Below are 15,609 nucleotides of genomic sequence, written 5' to 3' on the forward strand. Positions count from 1 at the left end.
ACTGGCTGTGATAACGACAAGACCTATCATTTTATCCGTTATATCTTTCCTGTTTCTATGCGGCTGCTCTGACAGTGCTCCTCAAACCGACTCAACCGATGGCGAAAAACTTTATGGTCTCTACTGCGAGACCTGCCATAAAAGCGATGGCAGCGGTAAATTTCTGAAAGGCATCCCTGCGAACAGATATACCTCCCTGCAAAAAGATCAGGTGATCATGCTAATTCGCCAGGGAGACCCCTCACGCCCCGATATGCCAACCTTCACCAACCTCACAGAAGAGCAGGCCTCAGCAATAGCTGACTACCTTTTCAGTCTGAAAATTTATTGAATTAAAAGCAGACCGCCGTTAAAAGCAGACCGCTGAACAAGTTCAGCGGTCTGCTTTTAAACCAAAGAATGCGTAACTTTCGTTTCCAGCGCTATATTGTCATCCAGAGGACAACGGTGACAGACCGCTTCAAAGAATGCCTGTTTCTCTTCTTCACTCAGGTCGGCGTCGATCTTTGCACTGACGGTGATGGTCTGAAAGCCAACCCGGTCCTCTGTGGGTTTACCCAACAGGCCGGCAGGATTCATAGCGCCATCGACATCGATGTCGATAGAGCGCATCTCAATTTTCTGCTGAGTGGCGGCAATACGGGCAATACTGGCGATGCAGCCTGCCAGTGAAAAGAGAAAGAACTCCAGAGGGGTTGGACCTTCATCGGTGCCGCCCGCCTGCTTGGGCTGATCGATGGTAACTTTGTGGCCACGAATATCGGCATGTACCTGACAGCCCTCTTTCATGGTGGTTGAGACAGAGATAACTTTGTTGGCAGACATAATAAACACCCTAAATTAATAATATATAAGAAAAATCTAATATATGTATTATTGCACAATTGCAGCGGTGATTTAAAGATAAATACACGCGGGAAAGGTAGTTTACTATCGATAAGAATCAGCGAGGTCCGGGATGCCGTGCTGGCAGAAAGTATTCACAAACAAAGACCAGTAGGACAGCAAAAGCGATCACTTTGGCAAACAGTTGCGCCTGTGGATACCCCCCCGTATGCCCGGACATAATCATCAAGGCAGCCACCAGCAACAGGAAGACAATAAACAGGTGCATCGGTCTGCGAAAACCAATATCTGATAGCTTTGCAGTCTTAATCGCCGCCACAGTAACCAGCATTCCCAGTGCGCCACCGACCAGTACATCGACTGGCCAGTGCGCGGCAACCATCACCCGACTCAAACCAATCAGCCCACCCGACAACAGCAGACCAATACGCAGCAGTCGATGGTTAAAGAAGTAATAAGCCACCGCGACAAACGCAAACGCCGTAAAAGAGTGTCCCGAGGGAAAACTGCCATTTCTCAGCGCCTTGCCCACCAGATTATACTCCCCGCTCAATAACGCCACGGGAGGACGCTCAGCGCCGAACAGCGTTTTCAATCCGTGGGTCGCCAGGGTGCCATAGATCGCGGCAATAAACAGCACCCAGAGCAGCTCGGGCTTGCGCCGGGCAACCAGCAGCGCCAGTGTCAGCACAAAGGTGGTATCCCCCATAAAGGTAACGATCTGCCAGAAGGTTGCAGGAAAACAGGGGGTAAACTGATTCAACAGATGAAATGCGCCGTGATATCCGGCTACCAGCCAGAGCAGCAGAGCCCCGCCCAGCATTGCCAGAGCGATCTGTGTTAAACGCTTTAACGCCAGCGAGTCATCCCGCTCGCAAAAACGTTCTTTGGAACGGTGCAACTGCGCAGGCAGCTCAGCGACGATAAAGCAGGCTTTAATTTGCGACAGCAGGTGTTGCATCACGCCACTCCACCAGTCTGATACCACCCTTACTGAACAGCAGCTCTAATACCGCATCGGGATTTTGCTGCTGCAGCTTCAACAGGTTATCTGCATCCGTAAAGATCACGTCTCCCGCCTCAGGGGAACGGTCCTGCGGCGTAATCGCATCACGGTAGACACTGAAGCTCGGCCGGTGAACGCCATAGGCGATCACATGTTTGTCACTCAGTTTGCGGGCAATCGCAGCCGCTTCCTGAACCGGCTGCTGCTGTAATCCAGCCATCACCTGAATAAAAAAGGTAAATACAAACAGCGTCTGAATAAAACCGATCGCAACAAACTTCGCAGGACGCTCCAGTTTAGCGGTAAAGATGACCACTAACGTTAACAGCAAAGCAACAATACTGGCGGTAATATAAGCGGTGCCAGCCACATCCCAGACCCGCGCCAGCATCTCCTGCTCGTAAAGTTTTTTACTGCTGCCTGCAGCAGCTTCGAGAATCCATGGCAATGCCAGCATCAGCACGAAGAACAGTAGAGGAAATACCAGCCCCCAACTGCGGAACAGACGTTCGCGATTATGAGCAAACAACATCAGCAAACCGCTGATACCGTACACCACATAATGCGGTAGCTGAGTACCCGAGAATGAAACCAGTACAAAAACCACGCCCAGCCATATCATGAGATAGAGCGTTAGTGAGTCCTTACGCAACTCACGCAAATTACGCAGCAGGGTAAACAGTGCCGCGCTGAACGGTAACAGCACCAGCGGCAGAGCAAACAGGTAATACCAGAGTTTACCGCCATGTCCCTCCCGGGTATCACTGAAACGTTTCAGGTTGTGGTCCAGCAGAAAGCCCTGAAAGAATCCCAGCCCCTGATCCTGATATACCAGCCACAACCATGGCGTCAGGATAGCCAATAGCAACGCCCAGCCCGGCAGATAAAAGATAGCTGCCAGCCAGCGACGCCATACGCCCTGAATCAGATAGAAGATACCACTGACCAGCAGTGGCACCAGCACCGCTACCGGGCCTTTGGCCAGCAGACCCAGTGCCATCCACAGATAGACCCGCAACAGCAGCGATCGTGTCGGGTTCTGCCAGTGACGCCACATATCCAGCAGGGTCAGGGTGAGAAACAGGTTGAGCCAGGCATCAGCAATGGCTGCTTTGCCAATAATGCCGATCCACAGGGTATTCGCCATAATCAGCACGGTGTACAGCGCTGTAGTGCGGTTCCATTGCTGACCGGCGAAGCGATAACAGGCCAGCAACCAGCAGCTGGCCGCAATGGCAGAGGGTAGCCGCAGTGAAAACTCGCTCAGATCAAACAGCGTAACGCTGAGTGCCTGAAACCAGTAACTCAGTATGGGCTTATCGTAACGGGGTTCACCATCCAGATAGGTCGCGGCAAAGTTGCTGTTGGTCAGCATCTCCCGGGTGGCTTCGGAAAAGGCTCCCTCATCAAGATCGAACAGAGAGAAGCCCCAGATATTCCAGAAGAAAGCTAAAAACAGTGCGGCAAACAGCAGCCCGTAATGCAACAGATTACTTTGGCGCAGAGTCGGCGTCATGCGCAGTGGTCCCATCCGTTACGTCGGGTTGCGGGGCATACCACCGCCCTTCATCGTCATTATTCAGTTTTTCCCGCAGGGTATAACCGCGGGTATTAGACGTTTCAAAGAAGATCCGCGACATCATCTCTGCCAGCACACCGGTGGTGATGAACTGCAGAGAAACCACCAGCAGGAAGATACCGATCATAAACAGCGGCCGGCCACCAATATCTTCTCCAAGGAACAGCTTAACCCCTGTCAGCCAGGTCATAATCAACGACCCCAACACCCCCATACCCAGGCCAAGGTAGCCAAAAAAGTGGCCGGGACGGGCTTTAAACTTCAGGAAGAAGAACACCACCAGCAGATCAAGGATAACCCGGAAGGTGCGGGACAGACCGTACTTCGACTCGCCAAACTGGCGGGCATGGTGATCAACCACGGTCTCACCAATGCGTGACGGTTTGGTCACCGAAGCGACCCATACCGGAATAAAGCGGTGCATCTCACCAAACAGGCGCACCTGTTTGATAACACTGGCACGATAAACTTTCAGGCTGCAGCCATAGTCATGCAACCGTACGCTGGTCACTTTAGCGATCAGGCGGTTGGCCTGACGGGAGAAGAATTTACGGGTCGACTCATCTTCCCGCTGTTTGCGCCAGCCCTGCAACATATCCAGGTCACGTTCTTCCATCTCAACGATCATGCGCTGTATATCGGCAGGATCATTTTGCAGATCGCCATCCATGGTGACAATAATTTCACCCCGGGCGGCATCAATGCCCGCCTGCATCGCAGCGGTCTGACCAAAGTTACGCTGCAGTTCCACTACCCGCAAATGATCACCCCACTGAGTCTGGGCTTCATAAAGCCGCGAAACCGTATTGTCCGGACTACCATCATCGACACAGATAAGTTCCCACTTACCGGCATAATCGCTGAGGCACTCGTGCACCCGCTCAACCAGCGGAAAAACACAATCCTCTTCTTTATACATCGGTACGACGATCGATAATGATTTCATAAATTATCCGGATTCAGATCATTAAAAAGTGTAAGCGGACTCTATCACAAAGCCCTTTTGATATGAAGGTAAAGCCCGTCATATCAAGCACTGCAGCTCATTCAGCTTCTGCTGTCAGGCCCCCTTCACGATAAAAAACTTTCGCGACCAGCCAGCCTAAGCCAAAAGCAACAAAGGACATCAGCAGCAAAAACAGATGCAGCTGTACTGCAACTTTAAGCAGCGCCGTGGTGTCGATTGCATAGAACTTCCCAGCCAACACAAAGGCGGCCTCAAAGGTGCCAGAACCCGCGACCCCGTGGATCGGCAGAATCGAGGAGAGATCCGCCACCGCAACACTGGAAACCGCCTGCACCAGAGTCAGTTGAGACAGCTGTAACACCACCCCCAGAAACGCCAGCAACTTGGTTAGCCACACCGCATAGGTGACAATAACAATTGCGCTAAAGTGTCCACCCCGGGTTGGTAAAACCGCAAATGTCTGCGCCAGTTGCTGCAGCTTCTGACTGCTGAACCGTCCCAGCAGCCAGATAACCACACGCTTACCCCGATCAAACAGCAACAGGGCGGCGACCGTAATCAGCGCCAGACCAACAGCGGCCATGGGATTAACCTGCCACAGAGCCAAAACCCCGGCAACCGACAGCAACGCCACCAGATCCAGCAGACGATAGAGCAAGAGGTGAGATGAGGAACTCATCAGCCCAATACCAAAATAGCGTTTGATCAGTACCGGAAACGCCACCTCACCGGTGCGCATCGGTAACAGATTATTGAGCAGGTTATGGTTGGTGCTGAGATAAAACATTCGGGGATAACGGGAGGCAGGCAACTCAAAGCTGATTTTTATCCGCCACGCCCGTAACGCATTACTGCTGAGTGACAGGATCGCCAGCATCGCCAGCGTTTCAGCTGAGAATCCCTGCCAGGATGTCAGCAGGCTGTACCAGCCGATTTTATATTCCACCACCGCCAGGGTGACGACCAGAATCACCACTGACAGTAACAGTTTAAGCAGTTGTGCGCGGCGCATCAGCTGATTGTTTCACCTTTAGCCTGCAGATCGGCATGATAGGATGAACGCACCAGAGGCCCACTGGCAACCTGTGAGAAGCCCAGTTCTTTTGCTACCTGTGCATATTCATCAAACTCTTCCGGGGTGACATAACGATCCACCGGCAGATGATCACGGCTGGGCTGCAGATACTGACCAATAGTGAGCATATCCACATCATGAGCCCGCAGATCTTTCAGCACAGCGATAATCTCCTCTTTGGTCTCACCCACGCCAACCATCAGGCCAGATTTAGTCCGCACATCGGGACAACGCTGTTTATATCTCTGCAGCAACGCTAATGACCACTGATAATCAGCGCCCGGACGCACCTTACGGTAGAGTCGCGGTACGGTTTCCATATTATGGTTAAACACATCTGGCGGCGTTTGTTGCAACACATCCAGTGCGATATCCATGCGACCACGGAAATCAGGCACCAGGGTTTCCACCTGAATCGACGGAACCGCTTTGCGGGTTTCGGTGATACAACGGGCAAAATGCTCTGCCCCGCCATCGCGCAGATCATCCCGATCCACCGAGGTAATCACGACATAGCGCAGCCCCATATCCGCAATCGCTTCAGCCAGTTCAGCAGGTTCATTTTCTGGCAAGGGTTTGGGACGACCATGGGCAACATCACAGAATGGACAGCGACGGGTGCAGATATCCCCCATAATCATAAAAGTGGCGGTACCATGGCTGAAACATTCACCCAGATTCGGACAGCTGGCTTCTTCACATACCGAAGCCAGTTTATGCTTACGCAGCTTGTTTTTGATTCCCTGCACTTTGGGCGAGGTGCCCAGGGATACCCGCAGCCACTCAGGCTTGCGCAGAATCTGGTCCCGTTCGGTGGGAATTACCTTAACCGGGATGCGGGAGACCTTTTCCGCCCCGCGCAGTTTGACACCGGCTTCAGCACGCTGTGGCTTATCGGCTGCAGCAACTGCACTTTGCACATTTTCACTATTCTCAGACATCAGTACCTTCCAACGAGTTAGCATTGGTGCGCTCGTTATAGTCGAGTCTTTTCACCAGTATTTCTGTAAGTAAATCCTTAACGGATTCCCTGTCGAGCGTGTCGACCAGGTTTTTCAATCGGGTAACTGCCATACCGGCATAACCACAAGGGTTGATCCGGTTAAAAGGTTCGAGATCCATATCCAGATTAAAGGCCAGTCCGTGAAACGAACAGCCTTTACGCACCCGCAATCCCAGCGAGCAGATTTTTGCATCGTTGACATAAACACCGGGCGCATCCGCCCGGGCATAGGCGTCGACACCATAGTGTGACAATAGCTCAACAATGCTGGCTTCCATACGCGCAACCAGCTCTTTAACGCCAAACTTTTTCCGCCGCAGGTTGAGCAACAGATAGACCACCAACTGACCCGGGCCGTGGTAGGTGACCTGGCCACCACGATCAACCTGAACCACCGGAATATCGCCGGTACCCAGGAGGTGCCCGGCGTCACCGGCATGCCCCTGAGTAAACACCGGGTGATGTTCCAGCAGCCAGATCTCATCAACGGTATTATCATCCCTTGCGGCGGTAAAGTGTTGCATCGCCTGCCAGGCAGGCAGATATTCCACCAGCCCCAGATCACGTACCACTATCTGTTCAGACAGTGCCATCACATCACCATCTGTACACGCCCGGTGCCAAGCAGATCCTCATGCAACGCTTTAAGCTGATCATGCCCGGTGGCGGTAATCTTCATGCGCAGCGAGACAAAAGTACCCTTACGGCTACCCTGAATCTCAATTTTAGTGATATCCAGATCGGGCACATGGATACGTAGCACCTCGATCACAACCTCTTGAAAATCGGGGCCATCCCGGCCAATCACCTTGATCGGGTAATCGGGACAGGGGAACTCAATTTTCGGTGCGTCTTGCTCAGTTTGTTGCGCCATCGCTATCTCTCACATACTCAGCCGTTCATCAGATCGTTCTGATAACGGGTAAACAGTTCAAACATTCTCGCCCACAGAGGGCCTTTATTTCCGTCAGCCACCGGCTGACCATCAATTTCAAGCACCGGCACGACCGCCCGGGTTGAACTACTGATCCAGACCTCGTCAGCGGCCATCAGACGGTCATAATCGATATCCACTTCCTGAGTAGGAATCCCGTCCTCCGCTGCCAGCTCCAGAATCAGCTCGCGGGTTGTGCCTCCAAGAATTTCAGAGCCCCGTTTAGGAGTGTAGATCACACCCTTATCCACCAGCATCAGATTACAGGAAGCACCTTCGGTCAGCAGACCGTCCCGGATCATCAGGGCTTCATCCACCCCTGACTGCCGAGCCTGCTGCATCACCAGTATATTGGGGAGCAGGCCGGTACTCTTAATATCACAACGTCCCCAGCGCAGATCGGCGGTCACAATCGCCCTCACACCAGCGATGGAATCAGCCCCGGCAGCATAAATATTCTTGATCGGGCTGCAGCAGGCAAACACCGTGGGCACCATATCAGCAGCATAAATATGACTGCGGTTACCGGAACAGCCCCGGCTGATCTGAAGGTACACTGACAGATTGCCACCACCATTCATCTCTACCAACCGGGTTAAGATCGTTTTCCAGTCGTGATCTGCATTGATCTGAATCGCTCTGAGGCTATGCTCGAGTCGCTGCAGATGCTCATCCAGCCGAAACCCCTGGCCCCGGTAAAATGGGATCACTTCATATACGCTGTCGCCAAACAGAAAGCCGCGGTCAAATACCGAGACGGTCGCCTGCTGTTGCGCAATGAACTCGCCATTCAGAAATACTGTATCCATCTTTATTTAACGACAGATGCCCGGACTCAGATTGGATCCTGAGCCCGGGCATCTGTGTCCAGCCCCTCGGGGTCAGTTAATCAGGTTATAAAAGAATAGCGCGATAGCATCCCAGATGCGTTGTAAAAGTCCCGCTTCGGCAATACTTTCCAGTGCGATAACCGGTGCTTCAGCAACCACTTTATCCTCAAGCATCACTTTCAGACTGCCAAAGCTCTGACCTTTTTCGATCGGTGCCTTAATCACTTTATCGAGATCCAGAACCGCTTGTAGTTGCTCACCCTCCCCCCGGGGAATGGTGATTGCCATCGCATCTTCCAGACCGACTTTCAACTGATTCTGCTGTCCGGCCCACACTTTAGCGGTTTCCAGCACCTGACCCGCATCATAGAGTTTATGGGTTCGGAAATAGCGGAACGCGTACGCCAGCAGTTTCTGACTCTCCTGCGCCCGCGCCTCTTCACTGCTGGTGCCCATCACCACGGTGATCAAACGCATCCCGTCCCGTTTTGCAGAGGCCACCAGGCAGTAACCGGCCGCATCGGTGTGGCCGGTTTTCAGGCCATCAACAGAATCATCCCGCCACAGCAGTTTATTGCGGTTAGGCTGACGAATCTTGTTGTAGGTAAAATACTTTTCAGAGTAAACCCCATACTGCTCCGGGTATTTCTGAATAATAGCCTGCGCCAGCAGCGCCAGATCGTACGCCGAAGAGTAGTGATCTTCTGCGGGCAAACCGGTGGCGTTCATAAAGTGAGAGTTTTTCATACCCAACAGGGCGGCATGCTGGTTCATCATATCCGCAAAAGCCGCTTCGCTACCGGCAATATACTCCGCCACCGCCACACTGGCATCATTGCCCGACTGTATAATGATACCCTTCAGCAGATCACTCAGAAGAACCTGCGTTCCCTCCTGAATAAACATCCGTGACCCCGGAGCACGCCAGGCCTTGACGGAAACCGGCACCATATCGCTCTTACTGATATTGCCTTTGGTCAGCTCGCCTTCAAGAATATAGCTGGTCATCATTTTGGTCAGACTGGCAGGAGGAAAACGTTCATCCTCCCGGCTGGCCATAATCACTTTACCGGTGTCGGCATCCATAACAATATACGCCCGGGCAGCTACCTGAGGCGGAGCCGGGGTAATCTTCGCCGCCTGCACCGGCAGTGACGAGAGACAGATTGAAAGGAGAAACAGGCGAAATATCAGCGAGCGAAAAGCAAATTTTCTAATCATAGTGTTTTATAAATACTTTTATTACGGTTACAGAGGGTCCAGATACAGCTGAGACCTGAAAACAGCCCAAAGGTTCGACCACACATCTGCGGTTTACTTCAGCAAATCCAATTAACGCCGCCTAGTCTACCAAATGTGGACGCAGATAGCCTGCCGCTTCTATTTTTGAAACCAGTGCCGCCAGATTAGCATTCAGCTGCACCGGTCCGACCTGCACCCGGTATAAGGTTCGATCAGGCAGATTCAAAGGTACGATCCGGACCTGATAGCCCGGCAGCATCTGCAGCAGTTGCTGCTTAGCCTCCATCGCAGTCGTTTGTAGCCCAAACGCACCGACCTGCAGATAACGTTTGCCGACAATCGAAGCGCTGGGCTGCGGCGGTGCCGTGGTTTTGACGCTGTCAGCGACTATCGCGGCTGATGAGGTACTCCAGCTAGCGGGATCAATCGCTTCAACCTCTACATGGGCGGTTCCCCCTCCAAGCATATCCAGCTTAGATGCTGCGGCGTAGGAAAGATCAATAATGCGACCGCCATGAAACGGCCCGCGGTCATTAACCCGGACAATCACCCGTTTACCATTACTGAGATTGGTCACCTGAACATAACTGGGCAGCGGCAGCGACTTATGGGCGGCACTCATACCATACATATTGTAGGTTTCGCCATTTGAAGTCTTGTGACCATGAAATTTTTTGCCATACCATGAGGCCACACCGCGCTCTTTATAACCGCGGCTGGAAGCCATCACATGATAGGTTTTACCCAGCACCGAATAGGGGCTTTTATTACCCCCACTGCTTTTTGGCTCAACCCGGGGCACCGCATCCGGCACATGGGACACATCCACCCGGTTTGACGGGCCGTAATCCTTCTCGACAGCATACCGGCCACTGGGGGCAGAGGAACATCCGCCCAGCACCACGAGCAACAATAACGCTGTCAGATTGGGGATTACTCGTTTCATGAATTAACCTGCCACTCCATTCTGTTGTCTGGCCTGCACCTGGTGGCGCTTCTCCGTTATCGCCTGACTCAGTTCATAGACCGCCATGGCGTACAAGCGGCTGTGATTGTAACGGGTGATAACATAGAAGTTGTGTAACCCAAACCAGTGCTGGAACTCACCATCAGTTTCCAGACGGATCAGAGTTGCTTTGCTGTCAGCATCCAGTCCTTTACGGGTACGGATACCCCGTTCCGACCACTGCGCCAGGGTCAGCTCAGGCTTCAGATCGCCATTAATCCAGGCTTCATCCGCCAGTTGCTCCATCACTACATTACTGCGCACAGGTTCACCCGCTTTCCAGCCATGAGCCTGGAAATAGTGGGCAACGCTGCCAATAGCATCGACCGGATTATTCCAGATATCTTTCTTGCCATCGCCATCAAAATCAACAGCAAAGCTTCTGAAGCTGCTGGGAATAAACTGTCCGAATCCCATGGCGCCAGCATAGGAGCCTTTTAAGCTGAACGGATCAACCCCCTCTTCCCGCAGCAGGTAGAAATACTCTTTTAGCTGCCCCTGAAAGAATTTGCCCCGCGGAGGGTAATCAAAACCAAGCGTCGACAACGAATCGACCACCCGATAGCTGCCCATATTGCGTCCATAGCGGGTCTCCACACCGATAATAGCGACAATAATCTGTGCGGGAACACCGTAAGTCTGTTCCGCCCGTTGTAGCGCTTCAGCATACTGATCCCAGAATTCAAGGCCCTGATCTATGCGGGCATCGCGCAGAAAGATATTGCGATACTCGCCCCAGTTAAGGCGTTTTTCTGCCGGCCGGGAGATCGCTTTAAGAATACTTTCCTGACGTTCAGCTGAATCCAGAACTGTCCGGATCTCCTTTTCATCGAACCCCTCTTGCGCCATTTCGGCGATAAACGGCTGGGCTGCTGGGTGATCGCCATATCCATGAGCCGCTGCCTGCCCCCCCCATAACAGACCCGTACTGAGAACAGCGCTACTGAGCCACTGTGAAAATTTTGTTCTGAACATATCACCCTACCTATATTTGCCAAAACCACCTGGCATTCCCTGAACCATTGAAGCGCTTAACACGGCTCTCAGCTGAATCCTGACTTTATCACAGTGACACCAGAACAAAACCGCTGAGTTATTATGTTTATTGAATCTGCCCTCTTAATGGCTGATCATCTGCCGGTGCGCCTGAACCGACATCAGCAAGCCAAACCCTGCCATCAGAGTCACAATCGAGGTGCCCCCGTAGCTGACCAGTGGCAGCGGTACCCCCACAACCGGCAAGATGCCACTCACCATACCGATATTGACAAAGACATAGACAAAAAAGGTCAGCGTGACACTGCCAGCTACCAGACGACCAAAACTGTCCTGGGCCTTAGACGCAATAACCAGTCCCCGGGCAATAATCATCAGATAGATCCCCAGCAGCATCAGAATGCCGATCATCCCCAGCTCTTCGCCCATGACCGCAATAATGAAGTCCGTATGACTTTCCGGCAGAAAGTCCAACTGAGACTGGGTACCCAGCATCCAGCCTTTACCCTCTATACCGCCGGAACCGATGGCGGCCTTCGACTGAATAATGTTCCAGCCCGCGCCCAGAGGATCACTTTCAGGGTCCAGAAAGGTCAACACCCGCTGCTTCTGATAATCTTTCATCACCATCCACAATCCGGGCAGGCCCGCCGCTGCAACCGCTAACGCGCCAAAGATATAACGCCAGTAGATACCGGAAAGCAGCAATACAAACACACCGGAAGCGGCGATCAGCAGTGATGTCCCCAAATCCGGCTGTTTCATAATCAACACCACTGGCACGAAGATCAGCACCAGCGAGATCACAATATGACGAAAGCTTGGCGGTAATGGCCGGTTAGCCAGATAACAGGCTACCATCAGCGGCAATACCAGTTTGACAATCTCCGCTGGCTGGAAACGAAACCCGGGCAGGGCGATCCAGCGTTGCGCGCCTTTCGCCCCCACCCCCACCAGCAGCACGGCCAGCAGCAATCCCAACGAGATGACATACATTGCCGGTGCCCAGCGGGCAAACAACTGAGGCCGCAACTGGGCGAACACCGTCATCACCACCAGTCCCGCGCCCATCCGCACCGCCTGACGCACCACATAGCCCATATCACCACCGGAGGCACTGTATAGCACTAACAGCCCATAACCACACAGCACCAGAATAAACAGCAGCAACCAGGCATCCAGGCGGGTGTAGGACCAGAGTCCCCGGCGCCGCGCCAGGTGCGGCTGGGCATCGGGCATAGTACGCTGAAAATCAGCCATCCTTTGCGACTCCTGCCAGCTCATCCACTTCCGAATCCTGACGTTTAAGCTGCATAAAGGCGTCGATCACATCCCGCGCTATCGGTGCCGCTGTACTGGATCCCCCGCCGCCATTTTCAACGATCACCGAAACCGCAATTTCCGGATTGTCGGCTGGCGCAAAAGCGACAAACAGGGCGTGATCGCGATGACGTTCTGCCATGCTGTCAGCATCGTAGACCTCATCCTGCTTAATTCCGACCACCTGAGCCGTACCGGTTTTACCGGCAATCTGAAAGTCCAGCCCATGGCCTATTTTACGGGCGGTCCCCCGGGGGCCGTGAACAACGGCGATCATGGCATCGATTATCCGCTTCCAGTACTGGTTATTTTTCAATTTAATATCCGGTAATACCGCTTTAGTGCCTTCCAGTCCACTGATATCAACCACACTACCTTCGGTCAACTTGTCAGCTTTATGCTTGTTATGCTTCATCACGCCTTTCAGCATACGCGGCTGCTTCCATTCGCCACGATTGGCCATCACTTCGGCGGCCGTTGCCAGCTGCAACGGGGTTGCCAGCATCCACCCCTGCCCGATACTCAGGTTAAGGGTATCGCCGGCAAACCAGGAACCCCGGCCGGTTTTTTTCTTCCACGCCTTTGAGGGCAGGATGCCTGGCAGCGCCTCCGGCAGATCAAGGCTGGTGACCTGACCAAAACCAAACCGCCCGAGATAATCGGAGATAATATCCACTCCGGCACGGTTGGCAACATCGTAGAACCAGACATCACAGGACTGATAAATGGCCATATCCAGACCCACTGTGCCATGCCCCCCATGCTTCCAGTCACGGTAACGGCGCCCACCACTGGTCAGGGTATAAAACCCGGGATCGAAGATGGTATGCGTGGGGCTGACCACACCGCTATCGATCACTCCCATCGCTACCATCGGTTTAATCGTAGACCCCGGCGGGTACTGTCCCCGCAGCGCCCGGTTAAAGAGTGGCAGATCGGGCGACTCCCGCAGGGCTTTATAGTCTTTGGTACTGATGCCGGTGACAAACAGGTTGGGGTCATAACCCGGATTACTCACCAGCGCAAGGATACCGCCAGTTTTAGGATCGATCGCCACAATCGCAGCCCGACGTCCCTCCACCAGTTTTTCAGCTGCTTGCTGCAAACGGATATCCAGATAGAGGACGATATCCTTACCCGGCACCGGATCTGTTTGCTCAAGTACCCTCATCACCCGTCCCCGGGCATTGGTTTCCACTTTGTGATAGCCAACCTCTCCGTGCAGCAGCGGCTCGTAAAACCGCTCAATCCCCAGTTTTCCGATATAGTGGGTGGCACTGTAGTTTTTCGGATCGACCCGCTTCAGCTCTTTCTCGTTGATGCGGCCAACATAGCCCAGCGCATGTACCAGACTCGCCCCGAACGGGTAGTAACGGATCAGATCGGCCTCGACCTGCACCCCGGGCAGACGCTGATAATTAACCGCGATACGGGCAATCTCATCGTCGGTCAGACGAAACCGTAAAGGCACCGTTTCATAGGGCCGACGACGCTGTTTAAGACGTCTATGGAATGACTCCAGCTCCCGCTCGCTGATGGGAATCAGCTTTTGCAACTCTGCCAGGGTAGCTTCGAGGTCCCCGACCTTCTCTTTCAGCAGGGTGACACTATAGCTGGGCCGGTTATCGGCCAACAGGGTGCCGTTGCGGTCATAGATCAGACCACGGGTGGGGGCAACCGGTTGTAACTGGATACGGTTATCATCGGATACGGCGGCAAGCTGATCATGCTGAATCACCTGCAGATAGTAGAGACGGCCGATCAGAACCCCCATCAACAGCACCACAATCACAAAAGCGATCAGCGCACGTGACAGAAACACCCGTCCCTCTTTTGTGTGATCCTTCAGGCTATCAAACGCGGACATCTAAGCAATTCTTCACAGATATGTGTATCAGATTATTTATGATAGGGATGGCCCTGTATGATACTCCAGGCCCGATATAACTGTTCAGCCAGCAAAATACGCACCAGCGGATGCGGCAGGGTAAGGCCCGAGAGAGACCATTTCTGATCAGCGATGGCAACACACTCCGGTGCCAGTCCATCAGGCCCTCCAACCAGCAGGCAGAGGTTCTGCCCGGACATCTGCCACTGCTCTGCCTGCTCCGCCAACTGTTCAGTACTCCAGTTTTTACCGCCCACTTCAAGTGCGATCACCCGATCCCCCTTAGGGATCGCCGCCAGCATCTGTTCTCCTTCCTGACGTTTGGCCCGGGCCAGATCCGCCCCTTTTCCCCGATGACCGAGAGGGATCTCCACCAGCTCCAGAAAGAACTCATTGGGCAACCGTTTGAGGTATTCATTAAAACCTTCGGTTACCCAGCCAGGCATTTTAGTGCCTACGGCGATAAGGCGTATTTTCATGTTAAAGCGGATCCCTTTTGTCGCTCCCCCAAAACAGAGGTGAGCGCACGACAGACAACGATAACTTAGTCGCAGAAGCGTTTAATGTGCTGTGTCCTGCCCCACTTCCTCATCAAAGCCCCAGAGTTTTTCAAGATCATAGAAGCTTCGGGCATCCGGCATCATCACATGCACCACCAGATCACCCAGATCTACCAACACCCACTCGCCGGTATCCTGCCCCTCGATCCCCAATGGCATCAGGCCTTTATGCTTCATCTCTTCCTGCACATGCTGTCCTATGGACATCACATGGCGCTTAGAGGTTCCGCTGGCAATCACCATCCGGTCAGTCACTGTTGATTTATTGGTGACATCAATCTCGACGATATCCCGTGCTTTCATATCATCAAGGGCTTCACGTACAGCGCTGATCATCTGATCCATTTCCATTAGTAA

17 protein-coding genes are annotated in these 15,609 nt (G+C 53.1%); 1 reads left to right on the top strand and 16 read right to left on the bottom strand.

Features of this window, described 5'->3' with window-relative positions:
* The first annotated feature begins 7 nt into the window (after positions 1-7).
* Positions 8-331: a c-type cytochrome gene (locus JW499_RS07245; RefSeq protein WP_205209971.1), complete on the top strand. Its 324-nt coding sequence runs from the start codon at positions 8-10 to the stop codon at positions 329-331.
* Between the two features lie 56 nt (positions 332-387).
* On the opposite strand, the gene JW499_RS07250 is transcribed toward JW499_RS07245, so the two are convergent.
* The 16 genes from JW499_RS07250 to rsfS form a co-directional block, all read right to left on the bottom strand.
* Entirely contained in the window at positions 388-825 is a 438-nt protein-coding gene (locus tag JW499_RS07250; RefSeq protein ID WP_205209972.1) for an OsmC family protein, read from the bottom strand.
* A 118-nt stretch (positions 826-943) separates the two neighbouring features.
* Entirely contained in the window at positions 944-1,807 is an 864-nt protein-coding gene (locus JW499_RS07255; RefSeq protein ID WP_205209973.1) for a phosphatase PAP2 family protein, read from the bottom strand.
* Positions 1,782-3,383, bottom strand: a complete 1,602-nt coding sequence (locus JW499_RS07260) for an ArnT family glycosyltransferase (RefSeq protein ID WP_205209974.1) — start codon at positions 3,381-3,383, stop codon at positions 1,782-1,784. The genes JW499_RS07255 and JW499_RS07260 overlap by 26 nt, the downstream gene beginning before the upstream one ends.
* Entirely contained in the window at positions 3,343-4,377 is a 1,035-nt protein-coding gene (locus JW499_RS07265) for a glycosyltransferase family 2 protein (protein ID WP_205209975.1), read from the bottom strand. Before JW499_RS07265 ends, JW499_RS07260 begins: the two co-directional genes overlap by 41 nt.
* Before the next feature lie 97 nt (positions 4,378-4,474).
* Entirely contained in the window at positions 4,475-5,410 is a 936-nt protein-coding gene (locus tag JW499_RS07270) for a lysylphosphatidylglycerol synthase domain-containing protein (RefSeq protein WP_205209976.1), read from the bottom strand.
* A complete protein-coding gene (lipA, locus tag JW499_RS07275) occupies positions 5,410-6,414 on the bottom strand; it encodes a lipoyl synthase (protein ID WP_205209977.1) in 1,005 nt (334 codons plus the stop codon). The genes JW499_RS07270 and lipA overlap by 1 nt, the downstream gene beginning before the upstream one ends.
* The gene (gene lipB, locus JW499_RS07280) at positions 6,407-7,069 is read right to left on the bottom strand and encodes a lipoyl(octanoyl) transferase LipB (protein ID WP_205209978.1); all 663 of its coding nucleotides are present in this window, start codon (positions 7,067-7,069) and stop codon (positions 6,407-6,409) included. The genes lipA and lipB overlap by 8 nt, the downstream gene beginning before the upstream one ends.
* Positions 7,069-7,350 (bottom strand): YbeD family protein, encoded by a 282-nt coding sequence (locus JW499_RS07285; protein ID WP_205209979.1) that lies wholly within the window; start codon positions 7,348-7,350, stop codon positions 7,069-7,071. Before JW499_RS07285 ends, lipB begins: the two co-directional genes overlap by 1 nt.
* Before the next feature lie 17 nt (positions 7,351-7,367).
* Positions 7,368-8,219: an aminotransferase class IV gene (locus JW499_RS07290; protein ID WP_205209980.1), complete on the bottom strand. Its 852-nt coding sequence runs from the start codon at positions 8,217-8,219 to the stop codon at positions 7,368-7,370.
* Between the two features lie 72 nt (positions 8,220-8,291).
* Positions 8,292-9,461: a D-alanyl-D-alanine carboxypeptidase family protein gene (locus JW499_RS07295; RefSeq protein WP_205209981.1), complete on the bottom strand. Its 1,170-nt coding sequence runs from the start codon at positions 9,459-9,461 to the stop codon at positions 8,292-8,294.
* Positions 9,462-9,582: 121 nt separating this feature from the next.
* The gene (locus tag JW499_RS07300; RefSeq protein WP_205209982.1) at positions 9,583-10,428 is read right to left on the bottom strand and encodes a septal ring lytic transglycosylase RlpA family protein; all 846 of its coding nucleotides are present in this window, start codon (positions 10,426-10,428) and stop codon (positions 9,583-9,585) included.
* A 3-nt stretch (positions 10,429-10,431) separates the two neighbouring features.
* The gene (mltB, locus tag JW499_RS07305; protein ID WP_205209983.1) at positions 10,432-11,463 is read right to left on the bottom strand and encodes a lytic murein transglycosylase B; all 1,032 of its coding nucleotides are present in this window, start codon (positions 11,461-11,463) and stop codon (positions 10,432-10,434) included.
* 144 nt (positions 11,464-11,607) lie between these two features.
* Positions 11,608-12,744, bottom strand: a complete 1,137-nt coding sequence (rodA, locus tag JW499_RS07310) for a rod shape-determining protein RodA (protein WP_091362010.1) — start codon at positions 12,742-12,744, stop codon at positions 11,608-11,610.
* Entirely contained in the window at positions 12,737-14,671 is a 1,935-nt protein-coding gene (gene mrdA, locus JW499_RS07315; protein WP_205209984.1) for a penicillin-binding protein 2, read from the bottom strand. The genes rodA and mrdA overlap by 8 nt, the downstream gene beginning before the upstream one ends.
* Before the next feature lie 32 nt (positions 14,672-14,703).
* Positions 14,704-15,171, bottom strand: coding sequence for a 23S rRNA (pseudouridine(1915)-N(3))-methyltransferase RlmH (gene rlmH, locus JW499_RS07320; RefSeq protein WP_205209985.1), 468 nt, complete (start codon positions 15,169-15,171; stop codon positions 14,704-14,706).
* Positions 15,172-15,252: 81 nt separating this feature from the next.
* On the bottom strand, positions 15,253-15,603 hold the full coding sequence (gene rsfS, locus JW499_RS07325; RefSeq protein WP_091362004.1) for a ribosome silencing factor: 351 nt from the start codon (positions 15,601-15,603) through the stop codon (positions 15,253-15,255).
* Between the last annotated feature and the right edge of the window lie 6 nt (positions 15,604-15,609).

Source organism: Amphritea pacifica (genome assembly GCF_016924145.1).
Classification (GTDB): domain Bacteria; phylum Pseudomonadota; class Gammaproteobacteria; order Pseudomonadales; family Balneatricaceae; genus Amphritea; species Amphritea pacifica.

What these genes read in the sequence shown, in the direction of transcription:
- JW499_RS07255 (WP_205209973.1), bottom strand. Translation starts at nt 1,807, where the DNA reads ATGCAACACCTGCTGTCGCAAATTAAAGCCTGCTTTATCGTCGCTGAG.
- rodA (WP_091362010.1), bottom strand. Translation starts at nt 12,744, where the DNA reads ATGGCTGATTTTCAGCGTACTATGCCCGATGCCCAGCCGCACCTGGCG.
- JW499_RS07270 (WP_205209976.1), bottom strand. Translation starts at nt 5,410, where the DNA reads ATGCGCCGCGCACAACTGCTTAAACTGTTACTGTCAGTGGTGATTCTG.
- rsfS (WP_091362004.1), bottom strand. Translation starts at nt 15,603, where the DNA reads ATGGAAATGGATCAGATGATCAGCGCTGTACGTGAAGCCCTTGATGAT.
- JW499_RS07290 (WP_205209980.1), bottom strand. Translation starts at nt 8,219, where the DNA reads ATGGATACAGTATTTCTGAATGGCGAGTTCATTGCGCAACAGCAGGCG.
- JW499_RS07285 (WP_205209979.1), bottom strand. Translation starts at nt 7,350, where the DNA reads ATGGCGCAACAAACTGAGCAAGACGCACCGAAAATTGAGTTCCCCTGT.
- JW499_RS07295 (WP_205209981.1), bottom strand. Translation starts at nt 9,461, where the DNA reads ATGATTAGAAAATTTGCTTTTCGCTCGCTGATATTTCGCCTGTTTCTC.
- mltB (WP_205209983.1), bottom strand. Translation starts at nt 11,463, where the DNA reads ATGTTCAGAACAAAATTTTCACAGTGGCTCAGTAGCGCTGTTCTCAGT.
- JW499_RS07250 (WP_205209972.1), bottom strand. Translation starts at nt 825, where the DNA reads ATGTCTGCCAACAAAGTTATCTCTGTCTCAACCACCATGAAAGAGGGC.
- JW499_RS07260 (WP_205209974.1), bottom strand. Translation starts at nt 3,383, where the DNA reads ATGGGACCACTGCGCATGACGCCGACTCTGCGCCAAAGTAATCTGTTG.
- JW499_RS07300 (WP_205209982.1), bottom strand. Translation starts at nt 10,428, where the DNA reads ATGAAACGAGTAATCCCCAATCTGACAGCGTTATTGTTGCTCGTGGTG.
- JW499_RS07265 (WP_205209975.1), bottom strand. Translation starts at nt 4,377, where the DNA reads ATGAAATCATTATCGATCGTCGTACCGATGTATAAAGAAGAGGATTGT.
- lipB (WP_205209978.1), bottom strand. Translation starts at nt 7,069, where the DNA reads ATGGCACTGTCTGAACAGATAGTGGTACGTGATCTGGGGCTGGTGGAA.
- rlmH (WP_205209985.1), bottom strand. Translation starts at nt 15,171, where the DNA reads ATGAAAATACGCCTTATCGCCGTAGGCACTAAAATGCCTGGCTGGGTA.
- mrdA (WP_205209984.1), bottom strand. Translation starts at nt 14,671, where the DNA reads ATGTCCGCGTTTGATAGCCTGAAGGATCACACAAAAGAGGGACGGGTG.
- lipA (WP_205209977.1), bottom strand. Translation starts at nt 6,414, where the DNA reads ATGTCTGAGAATAGTGAAAATGTGCAAAGTGCAGTTGCTGCAGCCGAT.